The 15,366-nt window shown below is 41.2% G+C and carries 16 protein-coding genes and 1 pseudogene; 7 read left to right on the forward strand and 10 right to left on the reverse strand.

Going from position 1 to position 15,366, the window contains the following annotated elements; genetic code table 11:
• The 6 genes and pseudogenes from FN732_RS00630 to rpoN form a co-directional block, all read right to left on the reverse strand.
• Positions 1-302 (reverse strand): helix-turn-helix domain-containing protein (locus tag FN732_RS00630; protein WP_142933554.1); only part of this gene is annotated, 302 nt, incomplete at its 3' end.
• A gap of 33 nt (positions 303-335) precedes the next feature.
• On the reverse strand, positions 336-1,016 hold the full coding sequence (locus FN732_RS00635) for a hypothetical protein (RefSeq protein WP_185954189.1): 681 nt from the start codon (positions 1,014-1,016) through the stop codon (positions 336-338).
• Positions 1,009-1,644 (reverse strand): hypothetical protein, encoded by a 636-nt coding sequence (locus FN732_RS00640; RefSeq protein ID WP_142933558.1) that lies wholly within the window; start codon positions 1,642-1,644, stop codon positions 1,009-1,011. Before FN732_RS00640 ends, FN732_RS00635 begins: the two co-directional genes overlap by 8 nt.
• Positions 1,623-4,277 carry a [protein-PII] uridylyltransferase family protein gene (locus FN732_RS00645; protein WP_142933560.1) on the reverse strand — a complete coding sequence of 885 codons (2,655 nt, stop codon included), beginning with the start codon at positions 4,275-4,277 and terminating at the stop codon, positions 1,623-1,625. The genes FN732_RS00640 and FN732_RS00645 overlap by 22 nt, the downstream gene beginning before the upstream one ends.
• Positions 4,274-4,729, reverse strand: coding sequence for a hypothetical protein (locus FN732_RS00650; protein ID WP_142933562.1), 456 nt, complete (start codon positions 4,727-4,729; stop codon positions 4,274-4,276). Before FN732_RS00650 ends, FN732_RS00645 begins: the two co-directional genes overlap by 4 nt.
• Positions 4,730-4,742: 13 nt before the next feature.
• Positions 4,743-5,891 (reverse strand): annotated as a pseudogene (gene rpoN, locus FN732_RS00655) (RNA polymerase factor sigma-54); the annotation flags it as partial.
• 137 nt (positions 5,892-6,028) lie between these two features.
• Between rpoN and FN732_RS00660 the strand changes: the two are divergent.
• From FN732_RS00660 to FN732_RS00670, 3 genes are read left to right on the forward strand one after another with little or no spacing between them, the layout of a single operon-like run.
• Positions 6,029-6,913 (forward strand): M48 family metallopeptidase, encoded by an 885-nt coding sequence (locus FN732_RS00660; RefSeq protein WP_142933566.1) that lies wholly within the window; start codon positions 6,029-6,031, stop codon positions 6,911-6,913.
• The gene (locus FN732_RS00665; protein ID WP_142933568.1) at positions 6,837-7,793 is read left to right on the forward strand and encodes a KpsF/GutQ family sugar-phosphate isomerase; all 957 of its coding nucleotides are present in this window, start codon (positions 6,837-6,839) and stop codon (positions 7,791-7,793) included. Before FN732_RS00660 ends, FN732_RS00665 begins: the two co-directional genes overlap by 77 nt.
• A 56-nt stretch (positions 7,794-7,849) precedes the next feature.
• Positions 7,850-8,080 (forward strand): hypothetical protein, encoded by a 231-nt coding sequence (locus FN732_RS00670; RefSeq protein ID WP_142933570.1) that lies wholly within the window; start codon positions 7,850-7,852, stop codon positions 8,078-8,080.
• A 1-nt stretch (position 8,081) separates the two neighbouring features.
• Here the strand turns inward: FN732_RS00670 and FN732_RS00675 are convergent, their stop codons facing one another.
• Complete coding sequence (locus FN732_RS00675) at positions 8,082-9,365, reverse strand: anthranilate synthase component I family protein (RefSeq protein ID WP_142933572.1); 1,284 nt, start codon at positions 9,363-9,365, stop codon at positions 8,082-8,084.
• Between the two features lie 87 nt (positions 9,366-9,452).
• Between FN732_RS00675 and ilvB the strand changes: the two genes are divergently transcribed.
• The 3 genes from ilvB to ilvC are packed head-to-tail and all read left to right on the forward strand — an operon-like array spanning position 9,453 to position 12,751.
• On the forward strand, positions 9,453-11,192 hold the full coding sequence (gene ilvB / locus FN732_RS00680; protein ID WP_142933574.1) for a biosynthetic-type acetolactate synthase large subunit: 1,740 nt from the start codon (positions 9,453-9,455) through the stop codon (positions 11,190-11,192).
• 10 nt (positions 11,193-11,202) lie between these two features.
• Entirely contained in the window at positions 11,203-11,718 is a 516-nt protein-coding gene (gene ilvN, locus FN732_RS00685) for an acetolactate synthase small subunit (RefSeq protein WP_142933576.1), read from the forward strand.
• A 25-nt stretch (positions 11,719-11,743) separates the two neighbouring features.
• The gene (ilvC, locus tag FN732_RS00690; protein WP_142933578.1) at positions 11,744-12,751 is read left to right on the forward strand and encodes a ketol-acid reductoisomerase; all 1,008 of its coding nucleotides are present in this window, start codon (positions 11,744-11,746) and stop codon (positions 12,749-12,751) included.
• Between the two features lie 13 nt (positions 12,752-12,764).
• Here ilvC and FN732_RS00695 read toward each other — a convergent pair whose 3' ends face one another.
• Complete coding sequence (locus FN732_RS00695; protein WP_142933580.1) at positions 12,765-13,289, reverse strand: hypothetical protein; 525 nt, start codon at positions 13,287-13,289, stop codon at positions 12,765-12,767.
• Complete coding sequence (cysE, locus tag FN732_RS00700) at positions 13,282-13,962, reverse strand: serine O-acetyltransferase (protein WP_281279902.1); 681 nt, start codon at positions 13,960-13,962, stop codon at positions 13,282-13,284. Before cysE ends, FN732_RS00695 begins: the two co-directional genes overlap by 8 nt.
• 27 nt (positions 13,963-13,989) lie before the next feature.
• Between cysE and FN732_RS00705 the strand changes: the two genes are divergently transcribed.
• A complete protein-coding gene (locus FN732_RS00705) occupies positions 13,990-14,289 on the forward strand; it encodes an ArsR/SmtB family transcription factor (protein WP_142933585.1) in 300 nt (99 codons plus the stop codon).
• Here the strand turns inward: FN732_RS00705 and mraY are convergent, their stop codons facing one another.
• Positions 14,290-15,366, reverse strand: a complete 1,077-nt coding sequence (gene mraY / locus FN732_RS00710; protein WP_142933587.1) for a phospho-N-acetylmuramoyl-pentapeptide-transferase — start codon at positions 15,364-15,366, stop codon at positions 14,290-14,292.

A 15,366-nucleotide genomic window follows, 5' to 3' on the forward strand; every position in this document is an offset into this window, starting at 1 on the left:
ATCTGAGGTTGTCTTACTCTGTGGGGTCTTTTGTTTCTGTCTTTGAGGCCTTCTAAACCGTACTTTTTGTATCTATTTTTCCATTTGTAGAAGGTGGTTGGACTTATTCCGAAGTATCTGCAGGTTAGTCTTGCATTTTGGTGTTTTTCGTAATGTTGAATCCATTTAAGTCTTTTTCTCACGTTTGGGTCTTTTGTTAGGTCGAGTTTTGTTTTTATTTTCGTTCCTCTTTTGATTGTTTTTTTGAAGGGTGTATTTGATATGTGCAGGGATGTTCCTTTGAATTTCTTTAATTGTTTCATTGGTGGACACCTCCTTTTGTTGGAGTTCAAATCTTATTTTAGGGTGTCCACCTTCTTTCTGAACTTCAACAAAAAACTTACAATCTCTGGAAATACCTTACTTGGATTCTCCTTGTAGAGCTCCAAAAGTTCCAACAGTTTCTCCTTGTCTATTTTCAGCATATTAAGGAGCTCTGTACTTCTAAGCAGGTGGTAACCTACAAACTGGAGGAGGTTTCTCGGTTTATCCTTGAACTTTGCACTCTCAAAGTCAATTATCCTGATTCTTCCATCAAAGATTAGGTGTTTTTCACCCTTTATCTCAGAGTGTTCAACCTTTGTTTCATCAAGGAGATAAACGCTCTCAAGGGCTTTTAGAACTACTTCTTTACCAAATCTTTTGAAGGCTTCTTTAAACGGTAACCCCTCTATCCACTCCATAACGATAAATCTGTTCCCACAAAAATAAGGCTTTGGAGCGGGATTTTTCTCGTTTAGTTTTTCATCAAGGTATTTAAGTATCTCACACTCCTTTTCCACTACGTTTTTCTTTTTAGAGTCGGAACGGGGAACCTTAACCGCAACGGGAATGCCATTCCAATTTCCCTTAAAGACTACTCCCCTGTATCCCTTTGAAACAAAGGAGAGCTCCTTAAGACCTAACTTTGAAATTTCTTCAAAGAGCTTTCTTCCACTGGAAGTATCACCTCTTGGATAGTCCAAGAGCTTAAACAATTGAGAATTCCGGTATTCCATAGACACGCCTTAGGCACTTCTTCACGAGGGTTCTCTTGGTCAACTTTACAATTTTCTTGTCCCAGTAGAAGGAGTACTTTTTCAGAAGGGACTCTGCCCTCTTCCTGCACTTTTTAGCCTTTGGAGAGTTTCTCTCAACAATTTTAAGAAACTCCTCCTCCAAATCTGCTAAAGACTTTTCAATTTCAAAGAGATTCGGATAGTTTTTAAGGGAAATTATCTTATCAACGATTGAAAAATCGGAGATGTTTAATTCGATTAAAACTGACTTAACGATTCTGGCCAACTTTTCAATTTTATTGTAGGGTAAATTATCCTCTTTAAAAGTTTTTCTTGCCTCCTCTGCCTCCTCTTTAGCCTCCTTTTTGTACCAGTTCTTCACAAATTCCCTTATGTCCTGAAGTTTAAAGTTGGGGGAGATTTTACCTTGGGACAAACCCTCAGAAATCGCAAAGAGAACATAATGGGGCTCAATCCCTATCATGTACCAGTCCCTGATTACGGCAAAATCGTCACTACTTCCTCCCCACTGATAGGTATCAAAGTGGTCCTTAATGCACTCCCATACCTCTTTGGCGTAATCCTCTACACTTTTAATGTCATCCAATTTACAAACTCCCTGTAAAAGGAACGTATCTCTTTCCTCAATTCATTAATTTTATCACCTAAAGAGGTTATCTCACTGAAAAGCCTTTTCTCAGTTTCGGCCTGCCTGATTAGTCGGTAAAGGTCCTCACCCTTAGAGAACCTCTCTTCCTCCTGTGACAGCGCTTTTAGTGATTCAAGGGTGTGCCTCAGCCATTTCTTTGAGTAGAGCTGATAGATGTAGGAGACAAACTCTAAGTCGACAACTCCACCGGGTGCGTACTTTAAAGTAGAAGATGGAAACTCCCTTTCAAGTCTTTCCCTCATAGATAGTATCTCATTTAAAACTTCCCTGTTGAAGGGTTTCTTAAAGAGGAATTCCCTGACAATTCTCTCCGCCCTTTCCCTGCCGTCTCCGACCAAAAACCTGAATCGGGTAAATGCAAGCCTCTCCCAGGTCCTCGCCGTCTCTTTCAGGTACTTTTCCAAGTAGGACAGCGTAAAAACCAGCTCTCCCTTTTCTCCAAAAGGCCTTAGCCTCGTATCAACCTCATATCCTAACTCTTCCAAGGACTTTACAAAATCAACAGCCCTTTCCGTTTCGTCTTCCACCTTTTCCTTGGATATAAACAGAAGGTCGAGGTCAGAACCAACGTTCATCTCCCTGCTTCCACACTTTCCCAAGGAGGATACGGCAAATTTAGGTTTGAGTTTTTCATACCTCCTTTTCAAGCAGAAATCGCAAATAGAGGTTAATTCGCTGAAAAACTCCTCTATCCTTGTTCTGCCCAACCTCTTTCTAAGGAGAGAAACGATTTCAAAGGTATTTTTCAAAAGTTGAAGGTTCTGGAGCTCCTTAAAAAATTCCTCCATTGAACTCTCGTTTACGGGAGATTCAATAAGTTCAGGTGAGAAGATGTGCTCTAAAACCTCTGGGGATTTTCTGAACCTCTTTAGGAAGAAGTCCTTTGTGGAAAGGAGGTAGATGAGAAGTTTCAGGAGATTTTCGTGGGAGAGGACGGAGAAGAAGAAAACCTGTCCTTCCTCCGTTTCCAGAAAGAGGAGTAAGTTCTTGATTGCAGTTTTTGATACAGGGGCCTCGTAGATTAGTTTAAGGAGTTTCGTTCCAAGAACGTCCAACTTTCTCTTCTTTTCAACGGATAAACTCTTTGAGTCAAAAAGTGCATCTATGAACCTTTTAATCTCTTCTGGTTCTTTAAATCCAAACCTTTCAAGTTCCTCAACTGTATAGGAGGAAAGAGGTTTAAGCTCCTTAGTTGGGAAAAACCTGTTGAAGTAGTAATTAACTCTCTTCATTACGGAGGAGAGCTCCCTCAAAAACTCATCCCTGCTTTTAAATCCCAACTTTTTAGAAAGTTCCTCGGCCTCCTCACTCTCGGGGTGAAAGGTTTGGGTCTGTCTGAAGTTTGTTACCTGGAGCATATGCTCGGCTCTCCTTAAGAAGATGTAGCTATTTAGGAGCTCTTCATACTCTCGTCTGTTAAGAAATCCCCAGTTTAAAAGTTTCTTTAAAGCTACTACAGTATTTTTGGACCTTATCTGAGGGTACTTTCCTCCGTATATGACCTGAAAGGCCTGAACGATAAACTCAATCTCCCTTATTCCCCCCTTTCCGAGTTTTAGGTCAATCTTTCCTCCTTTTTTTGAAACCTTGGCCCTTATCATCTCCTTTATTCTGAGAACCTCCTCAATTAAGGAAAGGTCAATGTACTTTCTGTAGACAAATAGGTTTGCAAGCTCTAAAAACTCTAAACCGACTCCCCCTATGTCCCCTGCAGAAGGTCTTGCCTTCAGCAGTGCTATCCTCTCCCAGGGTCTTGCAACTGCCGTATAGTACTGCTCAAGAGCTTCTATGTCGTTTGTCAGAGGTCCCATACTGCCGTTTGGCCTCAGCCTTGTATCAACAACAAAGCAGATTCCCTCCTTTGTTCTTTCGGATAGGAGTTCCGTTATCTCCCTTGAAAGGAGAGTGAAAAAGTCGTGGTTCTGCAGTTTCCCGTATGTTCCACCCTCTGTCTCTCCGTACCTACTTCCGTAAACGTAGATAACGTCAACGTCGGAGGAGTAGTTGAGCTCAAATCCCCCTGCCTTTCCCATATCAACAACGATGAAATTAGAGCTTGGCTTTCCGTACTTTTTTACTAAGTTCCTGTATGCAAAATCGTAGGCAGCTTTAATACAGGCGTCGTGAATGAGCGTCGTATCCCTCACAAGCTCTAAGAAGGGAGCCAAATGGAGGATGTCCCTTAAAACTACCCTTGCTATCTGAAGGTTTTTATAGACCCTTAGGGAGTCTATAAATTTCCTTCTATCCTGTGTGCTTATCTCAATCCTAAAGTCAGATGGAAGAAAAGTTTCCCTGTAAATTGACCTTAACTCCTCTATAAGCTCAACGTGGTTAATTAAAAATTCCCCTAAAAACTGGGAGTAGGAAAAGAGTAGTAACAGGTGAAAACCAAAATCACCGTGAAGGTAGTCTGAAAACTGACAGTTCAGTCTGTTGCTTAATTTTTCAATGAAGAGAAGAGCTCTCCTCGGATTTGGAAATTCCTCCTGTCGTTCTTCAACAGCTCTAACCAAATTCAGCCACTCTGGATTGAGTGAACACTTCAATTTTTCCAGTAGAAAATTCAATCTCCCCTCCTAATTCTTCCAGTTACTTTGTAGAAGTAGAAAATCAAAATAAAGAAGAGACCGGATGCTATTGTTAAAACAAAAATTAAAAATGAATTCTCGGGGACAGGTGAGAGGAGTATGAGCTTCCTCGTAATTACTATGAATCCTATTTCAAGCAGTGAAAGAACGTAGTGGATTCTCTTCTTGTAGAACATTGCAGATATGAAGTCAATTACTATAAGGACGAAGAGGGCATCCGTTAGAAACTCCCTCATCTCCTCAAAGGTTAGGAGGTAATGGGACGAGGAGAGGAAGTTAAACAGCTTTATTATTAAACTAAAAAGACTAAAAAGTAAGTACAGGATGAGAATCGAAATGAATACGAATCTTGAAATCTGAACCAGTTTTTGAAGAAGTCTATAGCTCTTTGAACTTATTAACTCCATTTTATCAGGAGTTTCTATTTTCATCTTAACTCCTCTTTTATCTAATCTTTCTCCCAAAAGCACCAGGAATTCCTAAGCTTTCCCTATACTTTGCAACTGTTCTCCTTGCAATTTTAAACCCTCTTTCCTTTAGAATCCGAGAGATTTTTTCGTCACTTAAGGGTTTCCTCTTATCCTCATTTTCAATGATTTCCCTTATCATCTGTTTTATTTCGTCCGTTGTTTGTTCTTTGTTCCCCTTTGGAAAGAAGAATTTAAGGGGATAGATTCCAAAAGGAGTTTCAACAAACTTTCTACTTACGCACCTGCTTATCGTTGATTCGTGGAGGGATACCCTTTCGGAAACTTCTGATAAGGTTAAGGGTTTTAAGCTCTTTCCGTCAAAGAGGAACTCCTTCTGTTTTTCAAAAATGGCCTTAATTACCTTCTCTAAGGTTTCCTTCCTCTGTTCAATTGCTCTCTTTAAAGAAAGAGCTCTCTGGTACTTTTCAAGGATGAATTTCCTAAGCTCTTTGTTACTTGCATGCTTAAGGTAGAACTTGTTTATCCTGAAATTAAAGTTTCTGAAACTAAAGACCTCCAACTTTACCTCTCCCTTTTCCAACCATACCCTTGCCTCAGGTCTTACAGGAGTGTTTAACACTGCACTGTCAAAGGGTCTTATGTCACACCTTCTAAAGTACGAAAGGAAATTCTCGTACTCCTTTTCACTTAACCCCGTTTTTAACTTAAAAGTTGAAGGTGAAGAGAGAAGCTCGAAGTATGAAAGGGCATCAATAAACTTAGTCGGAGCTCCCATCTCCTCAAACTGAACCTGAAGGAGCTCCTTGACAGAGTAAGAACCACAACCAACAGGATTTAAACGTTTTACCCTGTCTCGAATACGTTTTACAGTTCCAATATCAAGATTGAACTTCTCTGAAATTTCCTTCTCTGCAACTAAAAGAAGTCCCTTTCTATCTAAGTTGTTAACAATAAAAAGAGCTACATCTTTCTCTACTCCATCAAATTCGAGATTTATTTGTTCCTTTAAAATTTCTGAAATTGATTCAGGTCCCTTAAATTCACTATCAAAATTCTCTTCATAGTAGTAAGTTTTAGAGTTTTCAAGAACAAACGAAACGTTGTCCTCTACTTCAACAAGTGGGTTTGCCTCCAGTTCGCTAATAAGAAAGTTCTCTAAGTCTAAAGAGGATAGCTAAAGAACCTCAAGGCTTAGAGAAACCGAAGGTGTCAGTTTAAGCTGTTGTGAAACATTTTGTGAAAGTTCTAAGCTTTTCTTCATAAATTAAATTCCCCAAAATTGATAGAATTTCTTTCACTATGAGAAAAATATATTCCCTCTTTGGAGTAGTAATTTCCATTTTTCTGTTCGCATGTGGCGTTGTAAGGACGTCTCCATTTGGAGAAACCTCCCTTATTTTAATTCCAACATCCCAGGAAGTAGCTTTGGGAAGGGAGGCGGCGAAACAGATTGAAAGGAAGGAGAAACTTTGTAGTGACCCCGTCATCAATTCGTACGTAAGTTGGGTTGGACAGAGGATTGCTGCAGTTTCAGATAGGCACGACATAACCTATCACTACAAGGTTATTGAAAGTGACGTTCTCAATGCCTTTTCCCTTCCCGGAGGTTGGGTCTACATTTACACCGGACTTCTCAAACACTTAAAAAATGAGGCCGACTTGGCATTCGTTCTGGGTCATGAAACGGGACACATAGTTGGAAGGCACGCCATAAGAAGGCTCCAGTTCATCTACGGAATAAATTTCCTACTAAACCTTACTCTTGGAGACAAAAACCTCTCTCCTGCAGCTTTGGAGGTTCTAAAAGTTCTCTACCAAATAACGTTAGCTGGATACTCAAGAAAGGACGAGTTTGAAGCTGATGCCATGGGAGCCTACTATGCAGGAAAGGCTGGATGGAATCCCGTTGCAGGCATAGAGACAATACAGATTTTGGATTCCCTCATGAAGTTTAAGCCACGTGGGGTTATGGAACTCTTTATGGACCACCCCACAAACAAGAAGAGAATTGAAAACCTCAACAGGTGGATTAAAACATTTCCTAAGAAGTGGTTAAGGAATCCATTTAACGAGGAGAGGTACAGGGAGAAGGTTCTCAGGAGGCTCAATGGAAATTCTGAAAGAGGGAAGGAGAATTTTAAAGGAGGAGGCAAGAGCTCTCCAGAAGTTGGCAGAGCTGCTTGATGAAAACTTTGAAAGGGCAGTTCAAATTATCTACAGAACACAGGGAAGAGTAATTCTAACAGGGGTTGGAAAGTCGGGACTTATCTGTAAGAAGATTGCAGCTACACTCTCGAGTACCGGAACACCTGCCTTTTTCCTTCACCCAACGGATGCAGCTCACGGCGATTTGGGAATGGTCAGAGGGGAGGACACTGTAATTGCAGTCTCAAACAGCGGGGAAACGGCAGAACTCCTCTCAATCGTTCCAATTATAAAGAGCTTTGGAATACCTGTAATAGCCATTACAAGTAATCCTAAATCGACTCTTTCAAGAATTTCTGATGTAACAATAAATCTCCACGTTGAAAGGGAGGCCTGTCCGTTAAACTTGGCTCCTACAACATCAACAACCCTAACCCTTGCCCTTGGTGATGCAATAGCTGGAGCTCTGATGAAGCTCAAGGGATTTACCCCTGAGGAGTTCAAGAGGTACCATCCAGGAGGGAAGTTGGGAATTAGACTCTCCAAAATAGGGGAAATTATGAGGAGGGGAGAGGAAATTCCCAAGGTTTACCCGGAAACTCCTGTAAAGAAAGTAATTTTCGAGGTTTCTGCAAAGAAATTAGGTGCAACATTAGTTTTAGATAGAAGAGAAAATTTAGTTGGAATAATTACTGATGGGGATTTAAGGAGAGCTTTTGAAAAAGGTTACAACTTGGATTCAAAAGCACAAGAGATTATGACGAGAAATCCTAAAGTTATTAGAGAGGATGTTTTTGCTGAGGAAGCTCTTAAAATCATGGAAAAAAATAAAATAACAGTTCTTCCTGTTTTAAATAGACAAAATAAAGTTGTAGGCATCATCCATCTCCACGATATTCTTGGGAAAAGAGTTGTTTAAACTTTCCTTTTTTTTAATTTCTTGTTAAAATTAGCTAAAACTTATATGGAGGAATTATGGCAAGAGGAAAAAGGGGAAGAAAAAAAGGTGTTAAAAGTGTAAAACTCTCTCTTCCTAAAAGAACGTACTACATCCTCTACGGAATAGCCGGGAATAACGAGCAGAAACTCAACAGACTCATAAAGTTAATAGTTGAAGAGAAACTGGAAAACTCAACTGTATCCGAACTTTCCCAGATGTTGGAACCTAAAAAGAGAGAAGAAGAGGAAGAGAGTACAGAGGAGTAGTTTAAAGGCGAATTCCTAAACTTTCGAGGAGGGCTCTTCCCTTGTGGAGAGTCTCCTCATACTCCATTGAAGGGTCTGAATCCCAAACAATTCCAGCTCCTACTTGAAGTGTTCCTAAATTTTCTTTAAATAGGAGTGTCCTAATAACTATATTAAAATCCATATCTCCATTGAATGCCATGTATCCTACAGAGCCAGTGTAGAGGGCTCTCCTTGTCGGCTCCAATTCAGAAATAATCTCCATAGTCCTCACCTTCGGAGCTCCCGTTATAGTTCCCCCTGGAAAGAGGGCTCTCAAAACATCAACAGGCGAAACTTTCCTCTTTAAAATTCCTCTAACGTTTGAGACTATGTGGATAACGTGGGAGTACCTCTCTGGAACCATAAGTTCGTTAACCTCAACACTTCCGTACTCACAAATCCTTCCAAGGTCGTTCCTTTCAAGGTCAACAAGCATTATGTGCTCTGCCCTTTCCTTTTCCGACAGAAAGAGCTCCTTCTCAAGTTCAACGTCTTCCTGTTTACTTTTTCCCCTTCTCCTCGTTCCAGCTATTGGTCTTGTTTCAACGATTCCGTTCTTTACCCTGACAAGCCTTTCAGGAGAACAGGAGACAGCTGTAAAGTTACCCAACTCAAAGTAGAAGGAAAATGGCGATGGGTTAATTTCCCTCAATCTCCTGTAGAGCTCCAGGTGGCTTCCCTCAAAGAGAACGTCCAACCTTTGTGAGAAGTTTACCTGGAAAGAGTCCCCAGATGCTATGTAATCCTTAATTCTATTAACTGCCCAAACAAAGTAGTCCTTTTCCATGTTTGTCCTGTAGAAAGTGGATTGAAAACTGAGGGAAGGAAGGGAAAAACTTTCAGGAATCTCAATAAACTCTCCAAAACTTACTTGGTAGCACTCACTTTTGAGGTTATCGAAGATTAACGTTTGGTACGGAAGTATAAAATGGATGTCTGGCATTGAGAGATCGTTTATTGGGGGTGTAGGAATGTTCTCTATAAATCTATTAACATCGTAGGAAATGTAACCGTAAATTCCAAAGGGAAGTTCAGGAACAATAAATTTGCATTTGGAGGAGTAAAACTTGTAAAGCTTTGAAAGAGCAGTTTTATCATCCTTTAAAACAATTTCATCCTCAACGCCTACACAGATTATTGAGTATCTACCGGTCTTAGTGTTTGGATTTGCTGAGTCTAAAAAGAGTTTTACGGGATAGCCAGAGGTTTTAAGGTAAAGAAAAGTCTCAAAGGAATTAGTAAAATTCAACCTCCTAACTCTCAACGGTCACCTCCGATTAACAGCAAAGGAATATAGGAGGTTTGCAGGCCTTGTGCTATTATTTCCACTTACAAGCAGCAGGAGGAAAAGATGAAACTTTCTGGAGCTGAAATTTTACTGAGAGCTCTTGAACTTGAAGGTGTTGATAGGATATTTGGCTATCCAGGTGGTGCCGTTTTAGACATATACGATAGGCTTCCCTTTTCTCCCTTAAAACACTACCTGACAAGGCACGAACAGGGAGCTGCCCATGCTGCCGATGGTTATGCAAGGGTTACAGGAAAAGTGGGAGTCTGCTTTGCAACCTCAGGTCCCGGTGCGACTAACTTGGTAACAGGTCTTGCAACGGCTCAGATAGACTCTGTTCCTATTGTTGCATTTACCGGAAACGTTCCAACCTTCATGATTGGAAATGACGCATTTCAAGAAGTTGACACGGTAGGAATAACGAGACCCATTACTAAACACAACTTTTTAGTCAAGGATGTCAAGGAACTGGCAGATACAGTTAAAAAGGCCTTTTACATTGCCAAAACGGGAAGGCCGGGAGTTGTTTTGGTTGACCTTCCTAAGGACGTTACAAGGGAACTAACAGACTTCTTTGAGGAGGAGTACAAGTTCCCCGTCCAGATAAGGAGTTACAAGCCAGTTTTAAAGGGGCATCCGGGACAGATTAAGAGGGCTGCAAAGGCCATTGCCTCCTCTGAAAAGCCCGTTCTATACATAGGTGGGGGCGTTGTTTCATCCGGAGCTTCAGATTTAGTGGTAAAACTCTCCGAGGTTGCAAATGTACCGATGACTGCAACGCTAATGGGACTGAGTGCTGTTCCCGGCAACCATCCTTTCTTCCTTGGAATGTTGGGAATGCACGGAACCTATGCAGCAAACATGGCAATTCAAGAGAGCGATTTAATAGTAGCAATCGGAGCAAGGTTTGACGATAGGGTTACAGGAAAGCTCTCCGAATTTGCACCAAATGCGAAAGTTATCCATATAGATATTGACAGTGCAGAAATAGGAAAGAATAAGCCCGTTGATATTCCAATAGTCGGAGATGCGAAATTGGTTCTTGAGGAGCTCCTCCCCGAAGTTGAAAAACAGGTAGCAAAGAACAGGGAGTTCTATGCTTTAAGGGAGAAGTGGCTCCTAAAGGTTAGAAGCTGGGCTGAAAGGTATCCACTCTGGTACGAACCGAGTGAGAGGGTTATAAAGCCTCAGTTCGTTATTCAGAAAATCTGGGAAGTTACTAAGGGAGAAGCTATAGTTACAACCGATGTTGGCCAGCACCAGATGTGGGTTGCCCAATACTACAAACTCAAGTTTCCAAGGCAGCTTGTAACGTCCGGTGGCTTAGGAACTATGGGATTTGGAGTTCCTGCTGCGATTGGAGCAAAGGTAGGAAGGCCTGATAAAACGGTCTTCTGTATTTCCGGTGACGGTTCTTTCCAGATGAACATGCAGGAAATAGTTACAGCAGTTCAGTACAATATCCCAATAAAGGTTGGAATAATCAACAACGGATTCTTGGGAATGGTTCGTCAGTGGCAGGGAATTTTCTACCAGAAAAACTATTCCCAGGTTCACTTGGACGTTCAGCCAGATTTTGTTAAGTTGGTTGAATCAATGGGAGGAGTAGGATTTAGGGCAACAAAACCTCAGGAAGTAGAACAGGTCCTGAAGGAAGCAATGACTATTAATGACCGTCCTGTGGTCATTGATTTTGTAGTTGACAGGGAGGAGGATGTCTATCCTATGGTTCCTCCCGGTGGAGCTCTCCACGAAATGCTACTTCCAACCTACGGGAAGAAGAGGGAGAGAAAAGCAGTTTAGGAGAAGAGTTATGGATAAACAGTGCCACAGAAAACACGTAATAAGTGTTTTGGTCGAAAATCAACCGGGGGCTCTGGCCAGAATTATAGAGCTCTTTAGCTCCCGAGGATACAACATAGAGAGCTTAAACGTTGGACATACCGAAGACCCTTCAATTTCAAGGATTACGATGGTAGCAAAGGGTGATGAGCATACGATAGAGCAGATAGTTAAACAGCTCAGGAGAATAATTGACGTTTTCAAGGTGAGGGATTTAACAGACAGAAAAAAGGTCGATAGGGAACTTCTCATAGTAAGGGTAAACGTTGATAGTTCAGCTAAGAAGGAAGAAGCTCACAGGCTCGTAAAGATATTTGGAGCTCAAATAATTGATGTTTCTCAGGATACATACACAATTGAGTTAACAGGAGATGAGGAGCAGATAGACGCTTTTCTTGAACTAATCAAACCGTTAGGAATAAGGGAAATGGCAAGGACGGGCAGGGTTGCAATGGTGAGAGCTCTACAGGGAGAAACGTTCGAATAAAACAACAGATTGGAGGTAAGTAGAAATGGCGAAGGTTTACTACGATGAGGACGCATCCCTTGAATATCTCAGCGGTAAAACGGTCGCAATCTTAGGTTATGGAAGCCAAGGGCATGCACACGCTTTAAACTTGAGGGACAGCGGAGTCAACGTAATTATAGGTTTAAGGCCAGGAAAATCGGCTGAAAAGGCAAAAGCTGATGGCTTTGAGGTTATGTCACCTGAAGAGGCAGCCAAAAGAGCCGATATCATTATGTTTCTCCTCCCAGACCCGGTTCAGAAGAAGGTTTACGAAGAAGCTGTGAAACCTAACCTTGAGCCAGGAAAGGCCCTTGCATTTGCCCACGGATTTAACATCCACTTTAACCAAATCGTCCCTCCTGAAAACGTTGATGTGTTCATGGTAGCTCCAAAAGGACCAGGGCACCTTGTAAGGTGGACCTACCTTGAGGGAGCAGGAGTTCCGGCCCTTGTAGCAGTCCACCAAGATGCAACAGGTAAGGCGAAGGAAATTGCCCTTGCATACGCAAAGGGAATAGGAGCAACGAGGGCTGGGGTTATTGAAACAACCTTTAAAGAGGAAACAGAAACCGACCTCTTTGGAGAGCAGGCAGTTCTGTGTGGAGGAACAGCAGCCCTCATTAAGGCAGGATTTGAAACCCTTGTTGAGGCAGGATACCAGCCTGAGGTTGCCTACTTTGAGTGTCTTCACGAGTTAAAACTAATCGTTGACCTTATATACCAGCACGGCCTTGCAGGAATGAGGTACTCAATTTCCGATACTGCAGAGTACGGGGACTATACAAGGGGACCAAGGGTTATTGATGAGAGGGTCAAGGAAAACATGAGGAAAATACTAAAGGAAATTCAAACGGGAGAGTTTGCAAAAGAGTTTGTCCTTGAAGCTCAGGCTAACTACCCCGTTCTTAATGCCCACAGAAAGATGGAAGCTGAACAACCTATTGAAAAGGTAGGAAGAAAGCTTAGGGATATGATGCCATTCCTTAAGGCTCAAAAGAAAGAGCTTAAATAGTTAAGGGAGGGGATTATCCCCTCCTAAATTCCCTACTAAGAAGTTCCTCTGCTCTCTTTTTGAAGGAATCTGAAAGAACATCAAATCCACTCTTTCTGAAAATTTCAGATATCCTTTCATAAAGTGCTGCAGCTTCTATAAATCTTCCCTCCTTTAGATAGCAATCAGCAAGACTCTTTATTAAGAAGGTATCCTCTTTAAGGAATGAAATCACAGGTACCAAAATTTCCTCCAATTCCTCGCAGTTCTCCTCGGTAAGTAATCTTCCTACTAAAATGAGCAAATCCTCACTTTTTTTTAAATCTTTCTTGAGTCTACTTAGTAGTAGAAACCAAATTGTTAAAAGCATCAAAAAGAGAAGAATAAATAAATTCCTTTTGATAGTTACTTCCTTTTCTTTCTCCTCTGTGTAGATTGAAGATTCGCTCAAAATTCTATTAATATTTGATGATTTGAACTCAGCTGGAAAAGAAATAGTAGAAAGAGTTGTAACAATGGTAGTTATTAATAAAAAGGGAAGTAAAAACTTTCTAATCATTATCCTCTACCCTCTTTTTTAGCGATTTAACTTCAAGTTCCAAATCGTGAATTATCGTTAACATCTGTTTTAACGTTTCCATGACAGGGTCGGGAAGCTGACCGTGCTCTAAATCAACCCTCGTAGGCTTTATTCCATCCCTTTTTACAACCTTTCCAGGAATTCCAACAACTGTAGAATTTGGAGGAACATCCCTAATTACAACTGAGTTTGCTCCAATTTTACAGTTGTCCCCAATTTTAACAGGACCTAAAATTTTGGCTCCTGCTCCAATAACAACGTTGTTTCCTATGGTAGGATGTCTCTTCCCCTTTTTTGTGCTCGTTCCCCCCAACGTTACTTGGTGGTATATGGTAACGTCATTGCCTATCTCCGCTGTCTCCCCTATCACAACCCCCATTCCGTGGTCTATAAAAAACCTCCTTCCTATTTTTGCTCCAGGGTGAATCTCTATGCCGGTAAGCCAGCGAGAGATATGGGATACCAACCGAGCGAGAGTCTTTAATCCATGGCTCCAGAGCCAGTGGGCAATTCTGTGAAACCAGATTGCATGAAGTCCCGGATAGCAGAGTAAAACCTCCAAGATACTTCTCGCAGCAGGGTCCCTCTCAAAAACAGTTTGGATATCTTCCCTAAACCGTTTCAGCATGGACTTCTCCTCTTTTGGTAAAATCTCTTTTACAAGGGTAGGAGGTTCTTTATGGACAATTCCTGTGAAAAAAAGTATAAGAAATTTGAAGAAATGGCAAAACTTTTTGAAGTTCTCTCAAATCCAATAAGAATAGGAATAGTTGCTTCTCTTGCTGAAGGTCCTAAAAAACCGAAGGAAATTAGAAAGGAGTTGGGAGTTCCACAACCACTCCTATCTCAGCATGCTACAATTTTGCGTGAGTTTGGGATAATTGAAAAGGTTGACAGATTTAACGTAAAGTCTCCCTGTCGAATTAAGGATGAAAGAATCCTTGGAATTTTAAAAGCAGCAGGATTAAAATTGAAATAACTATCTAATTTTAAGCATACTTAAGGATATCAAGGCCAAAATAACGGATATTATCCAAAACCTAACAGTAATCTTAGGTTCCTCCCATCCCAACTTCTCAAAGTGATGGTGCAGAGGAGCCATTCTAAAGATTCTTCTCCCCTCTCCGTACTTTTTTTTCGTGTACTTGTAGTAGTAGCGCTGAAGAATCACAGAAACTGTTTCCAAAACAAAAATTCCACCTGCAATTGCAAGAATAAATTCCTGCTTCGTCAGAACTGCAACTGTTCCTAAAAGAGCTCCAAGGGAGAGCGACCCAACATCTCCCATAAAGACCTCAGCCGGATAGGAGTTGAACCATAGAAATGAGAGAGAAGCCCCAATTAGAGCGGCACAGACTATTGTTAGTTCTCCAACTCCTGGGACGTAGGGAAGTTGCAGGTAAGTTGCAAGTTTAACGTTTCCAGCTACGTAGGAAAATACGGAAAATACCAGTGATGTCGTAATAACTGAGCCTATAGCAAGACCATCGAGTCCATCGGTTATATTTACTGCATTGGAGGTGCCGACAATTATGAATACTGCCCACGGAATGAAGAGTATCCCAAGGTCAAAGTGGAGGTTTTTAAACACGGGAAAGTAGAGCTCCGTTGAAAATCCACTTTTGTAGAGGTATAGAGCAACGAAGGTGGCAAAGAAAAGCTGTGATAGGAACTTTGCCCTTTCAGAAATACCTTCAGGTCTTTTCAACTTCGCTTTTATGTAGTCATCAACAAAGCCAACAGCACCAAAGGTTACAACTACAAACAGAACTAACCAGACAAAGTGATTTAACAGGTTATTCCAGAGTAAAATAGAAAGGGATAAGGAAGTAATTATTAAGAGCCCTCCCATTGTTGGAACTTGCTTCTTCTTGTGACCTTCGGGCATATACTCCTTTATTGTCTGTTTAAACTGCAAGTCCTTCAGTTTTTTCTCAAAAATGGGATAGAGGAGAAAACCTATAAAGAGGGCTGTAACGGCAGAGTAAATACTTCTGAAGGTTATGTACTTAAATAGCGTTATGCCAAGGACTTTGTAAAGTATGAGATAGAGCAT

Origin of the sequence: Balnearium lithotrophicum, from assembly GCF_900182585.1 — a bacterium.
GTDB classification, from domain to species: domain Bacteria; phylum Aquificota; class Aquificia; order Desulfurobacteriales; family Desulfurobacteriaceae; genus Balnearium; species Balnearium lithotrophicum.

What these genes read in the sequence shown, in the direction of transcription:
- mraY (WP_142933587.1), bottom strand. Translation starts at nt 15,366, where the DNA reads ATGCTCTATCTCATACTTTACAAAGTCCTTGGCATAACGCTATTTAAG.
- FN732_RS00705 (WP_142933585.1), top strand. Translation starts at nt 13,990, where the DNA reads ATGGACAATTCCTGTGAAAAAAAGTATAAGAAATTTGAAGAAATGGCA.
- FN732_RS00695 (WP_142933580.1), bottom strand. Translation starts at nt 13,289, where the DNA reads ATGATTAGAAAGTTTTTACTTCCCTTTTTATTAATAACTACCATTGTT.
- FN732_RS00670 (WP_142933570.1), top strand. Translation starts at nt 7,850, where the DNA reads ATGGCAAGAGGAAAAAGGGGAAGAAAAAAAGGTGTTAAAAGTGTAAAA.
- ilvC (WP_142933578.1), top strand. Translation starts at nt 11,744, where the DNA reads ATGGCGAAGGTTTACTACGATGAGGACGCATCCCTTGAATATCTCAGC.
- FN732_RS00665 (WP_142933568.1), top strand. Translation starts at nt 6,837, where the DNA reads ATGGAAATTCTGAAAGAGGGAAGGAGAATTTTAAAGGAGGAGGCAAGA.
- FN732_RS00650 (WP_142933562.1), bottom strand. Translation starts at nt 4,729, where the DNA reads ATGAAAATAGAAACTCCTGATAAAATGGAGTTAATAAGTTCAAAGAGC.
- ilvN (WP_142933576.1), top strand. Translation starts at nt 11,203, where the DNA reads ATGGATAAACAGTGCCACAGAAAACACGTAATAAGTGTTTTGGTCGAA.
- ilvB (WP_142933574.1), top strand. Translation starts at nt 9,453, where the DNA reads ATGAAACTTTCTGGAGCTGAAATTTTACTGAGAGCTCTTGAACTTGAA.
- FN732_RS00660 (WP_142933566.1), top strand. Translation starts at nt 6,029, where the DNA reads ATGAGAAAAATATATTCCCTCTTTGGAGTAGTAATTTCCATTTTTCTG.